Here is a 4,406-nt window from a genome sequence, read left to right on the forward strand (position 1 = left end):
TTTCGAAGGGGTGGACCCGCACCGGGGGTGGGATCAGATGGCGGTGAGGATGAGCATGGCCCGGTAGGTGCCCGGCGCCAGGTCGGCGGGGGCCTCCAGGTTCAGCTCCGCGCCGAGCTGGGCGGTGCCGCGCCCGGCGCCGGCCGCCGCGGCGCCCAGCTGCGACCAGGTGGCCAGGCCGTTGCCGGCGGTGAAGCCGGAGTCGACCCGCGGGCCCGCGGTCACGGTCTGGTTGGCCGAGGCGGACAGCACGGCGGGCGTCCAGCCCAGGTACTTGCCGCCGAGCTGCTGCCCGTCGACGGTGGTGAAGGCCCGCACCCGGCCGGAGGCGTTCCAGCCGGGGTTCTCCGCGCGGGTGTCGGTGACCGTGATCGGCTTGAGCGCGCCGGCGGCGGTGTAGCGGTCGGCGGCCGGGTTGAGCTCCAGCGCGCCCAGGTCCACCTCCCGGTTCTCCGGCGCGACGCTGACCACGAGCGCGCCCTGCTGCTCGGACAGCGTGGTGGTGATGGTCGGGCCGTTGACCGGGTCGTTGCCGTGGTCGTCGACGTCGACGACGACCGGCGCTGACTCGGCGATCACCCGGTGGTCGTGGTCGTAGAGCACGGCCTTGATCTCGCGGTTGTCATCGGAGGTGCGGACGACGAAGCCGTACTTGGCCGTGTAGGCCTCCGGCACGAACGACCACTCGGTCTCGCCCGCGGCACGGGTGAACCAGTGGTAGTGCTCCTCGCCGGTCGGCGGGGTCTGCACCGCGGTCAGGGCCGCCACGCCGCCGGCGTGGTAGTGCGCGGCCAGGCCGGTGACGGTGAGCTGCGTGGCCGGGGTGCCGGGGTCGGTGCCCGGGTCCTGCGGCAGCTCCTCGCCGACGAAGAACGTGTAGGTGGCGGCCGGCAGCTCCGCGGTGGCGCCGCCGGGAGGCGTCACCGAGGCCCGCACGACCAGGCGGTACTCGCCCTGCTCGGTGAAGCCCCAGTTGACGTGCTCGTGGTCGGCCACGCTGGTGAACGACCTCGGCCCGCCCTCGGCTGAGGCGAGGAAGACGTTCGGGCCGTCCTCGGCGTTCTGCCACAGCGCGAACGCGCCGGGGCCCTCCACCGAGTCGAGGGTGTAGGTCACCGAGGTGCCCTCGGCGACGGCGGAGCTCTGGCCGAAGCCCGCGAACACCTGGCCGGCCTGGGAGGTCTGCGGCAGCAGGTAGTAGGTCCCGCCCTGCGGCTTCCAGCCGGGCAGGCCGGCGACGGTCGCGCTGACCGTCCGCGAGGCCACCGACGGCTTGGCCTGGATGACGAGGTCCTCGGGCGCGACGTTGCCGGCGGCGGTGTGCGCCGTCAGCACGTGCGCGGAGTCCACGACGTCGACGTAGAACACGTCCGCGTGGCCTTCGGACACGACCTGCTTGTCGGCGTAAGCGCCTTCGGCGTGGGCGGTCCCGGTGAGGGACCCCAGGGCGAGCCCCAGGGCGGTGATCGACGCGACCGCGGCGGCGTGCCGCGTTCGGCGTCGGGTCCTGCGGTCCTGCACTGCGTTCAAGGTTCTTTCCTCGTTTTCTCGTGGGGATCGGTCAGGGGCGTCGACGGGCCGCGGAGAGCGTGGCCAGGCTGGTGAGCAGGAAGCCGAGGGGGATCAGCAGCGCGGCGGCGACGCCGAGCCCGACGAGGGCCTCGCCGCCCAGCCCGGTGCTCGCCAGGTCCCTCGGCCCGAGCGCGCAGTCCTGCCCGCTCGCGGTGCGGCCGACCTGGTCGACGACCCGGCTCTTCGGGCGGGCCGCGGCGGGGTCGCCGGGGCCGACGTGGAAGGCGAGGGTGCTCTTCGCGGTGAGCGCGCGCCCGTTCGCCGTGCCGCTGAAGGCGAAGGTCACCGCGTAGCTGCCGGGCGCGGTGAAGGCCCACACGCCGTGCACGTGGACGCCGGAGCGGCCGACCGGGACCGCGGTGGAGCGGGGGAAGCCCTCGACGGTGCCGAAGTAGCGGTCGCCGACGCCGCCGAACGGGTCCTGCCCGTAGACGGCGAGCCGGCCCGGTCCCTCGACGCCCTCCAGGGTCATCGTGACGTCGCCGGTGATCGACTCGGCGATGGACGGGTGCTGGGTGTTCCAGCCGATCCACGGGATGCCCGCCCGCTGGGTCAGCGGGATCGTCCACACCGGACCGCCGCCGAGGAAGTCGTAGCCCGAGCCGGCCGGCGGGGTGGTGCGCGCCGCGTCGGTCAGGTGGAACACGTAACCGCTCGGGTCGCGCCACGTCGGCGAGCCCTGGCGGTCGTCCTTGACGCGGGCGGTGAGCGCGCCGCCCTCGACCACCGGCCCGTAGTCGAAGTGGCCGTCGGTGACGACCTCGACCTCGCCGGGCTCGGCGGTCCGGGTCACCGGGGTGGCGACGCACGCCTCGGTGGTGGGGGCAGGCGTCGTCGGTGCGGGCGCGGTGGTCGGTGACGTGGTGGTCGGTGACGTGGTGGCCGGTGGGGTCGTAGTCGGTGGGGTCGTGGCCGGTGGGGTCGTCGGCGGCGCGGCTGCGGCGACGCGCAGGGGCACGCCCCGGGCGGAGGCGACGACGGAGCCCCCGGCGTCCACCAGGTCGAAACCCAGCTCGGCGCCGTCGAGGTCGGCGGTGGCCGTCGTGGTGAGCACGCCGCCGGCGCCGCGCGGCGTGGTGACCCCGCCCTCCCTGGTCCACCACTCGGTGGTGTGGCCGGGGCGCTCTGGGACGACCAGCGCCGTGGCGGTGACGGTCTCGCCGGCGGTGTAGCGGTCGCGGACACCGGTGACGGCGGCGCCGGGCGGCGCGCCGGGGTTCGCGACCGCCGGCGATTCGGAGGCCGCGACCAGGTCGTGCACCGCGGGCGCGAACCGGGCGGTGTAGGCGAGGGCGTCGGGTGCGTCGGGCACGGTCAGCGCGCCCACCCCGTCGTCCACCGCCACGTGGCCCACGACCTCGTCGCGGTCGGCGTGGTGGCGGTGGAACTCGACCCAGCCGGTCGGCACGCCGCCGTGCAGGTGCGCCGGCCCGCCGGACACGCGGCCGGTGAGCCGGAGCCCCTCGGGGGTCTCCGCGACGTCCAGCGCGGTCGTGGTCGGCGCGGGGGAGAGCCCGCCGACCGCGACGACGTACCGGAGGGGCGCGGACGCCAGCGGCGTGCCCGAGGTGGTGGTGGCGGACGCGGCGAACTCCAGCTCGTAGACGCCCGGCGCGGTGAACGCCCAGTTGGCGTGCGCGTGCGTCGGCACCGCCGCGCGCAGCGTGCGCAGGCCGGGGTCGCGCGAGCTCCACACCCGCTCGGGGCCGTCGACGCCGGCGAGGTAGACCTCGACCTGGCCGGGGCCGCGCACGTCGCGCAGGGCGATGTCCACCACGTCCCCGGCCAGCGCGCCGCGGGGGACCGCCTCGGTGTTCCAGCCGGCCCACAGCACCCCGGGCCGGAACGCCTGCGGCACCACGTGGATCGGCGCGCCCGCCGGGACGCCGAGGAAGCCGTAGTCGGGGGAGGCGGGCGCGGGCCGCGACGCGGCGTCGGTGACGTGCACCGTGGTGCGCGCCGGGTCGAAGCGGGTCGACGAACCGTCCACATCGGACCGACCGGCCAGCGCCAGCGAGCCCGACTCCAGGGATACCGACAGGAGGTCGGCGTGCCCGGAGGCGAGCGCCTGCCTCGGCGGCGGGGTCGGCGCGGGTCCCCCGGCCGCCGCGGCGGGGACCGGGGTCGCGCCGAGGACGCAGACCGCGGCCAGGAAGGCGGCGGCGCGCGCCCACCCCCGGACGGGTTTTCGATCCACATCGGACTGCACTGGGCGGGGTCGCATGTCTCCCTCTCCGCCGAACCGGACGCGCCCACGCTAACTAAAACGATAACCATTTTCAACAAGGTGCCGTGCGTGACGGGTCCGTCACGCGCTCGCGCCGCGGGTGTTCGAGGGGTCAGGTGCGTCCGGGGCCCAGCCCAGGTGGGCCGTGCGGGCGGTGAGCAGCGCCAGGTCGGTGCGGCGCCCCGCCCAGGCGGGGTCGGCGGGGTCGAGCAGCCGCGACCACGCCGCCACGTCGTCGTCGGGCAGGAACGGGCGCGCCCGGCCGACCCGGGCCGCGAACTCCGCCAGGACCACCGCGCGCACGTGTCCGGGCAGCGGCGCCGGCACGTCGACCAGCGCGCTGCGGCTGGTGACCCCGACCAGTCCCGCGTCGACGAGCAGGTCCGACCAGCCCCTGGTCTGGCGCTCCTGCCCGGGGCGGCCTTCGAACCAGTCGGTGAACCAGCGGTCGTGCGCCTCGTCCAGGCGCACCTCCAGGCCGGGGCGGCCGACGCCGGTGTCCCGGGGCAGGCACCGCGTGGGCAGGCCGCCCTCGGCCACGCAGAGCGCGCCTCCCGGGCGCAGCAGGCCGGCGAGGCCCACCACGGCCGCTCCCCAGTCCCGGGTG

2 protein-coding genes and 1 pseudogene are annotated in these 4,406 nt (G+C 76.1%); all 3 read right to left on the bottom strand.

Annotated elements, in window-relative coordinates; translation table 11 throughout:
* Positions 1 to 33: 33 nt before the first annotated feature.
* The gene (locus ACFV4N_RS40315) at positions 34 to 1,521 is read right to left on the bottom strand and encodes a choice-of-anchor M domain-containing protein (RefSeq protein WP_499677962.1); all 1,488 of its coding nucleotides are present in this window, start codon (positions 1,519 to 1,521) and stop codon (positions 34 to 36) included.
* 40 nt (positions 1,522 to 1,561) lie between these two features.
* Complete coding sequence (locus tag ACFV4N_RS40320) at positions 1,562 to 3,769, bottom strand: TIGR03773 family transporter-associated surface protein (protein WP_499677961.1); 2,208 nt, start codon at positions 3,767 to 3,769, stop codon at positions 1,562 to 1,564.
* A gap of 111 nt (positions 3,770 to 3,880) precedes the next feature.
* Positions 3,881 to 4,406, bottom strand: a pseudogene (locus ACFV4N_RS40325) (SAM-dependent methyltransferase); the annotation flags it as partial.

This window comes from Actinosynnema sp. NPDC059797 (assembly GCF_042732085.1).
Taxonomy (GTDB): Bacteria; Actinomycetota; Actinomycetes; order Mycobacteriales; family Pseudonocardiaceae; genus Actinosynnema.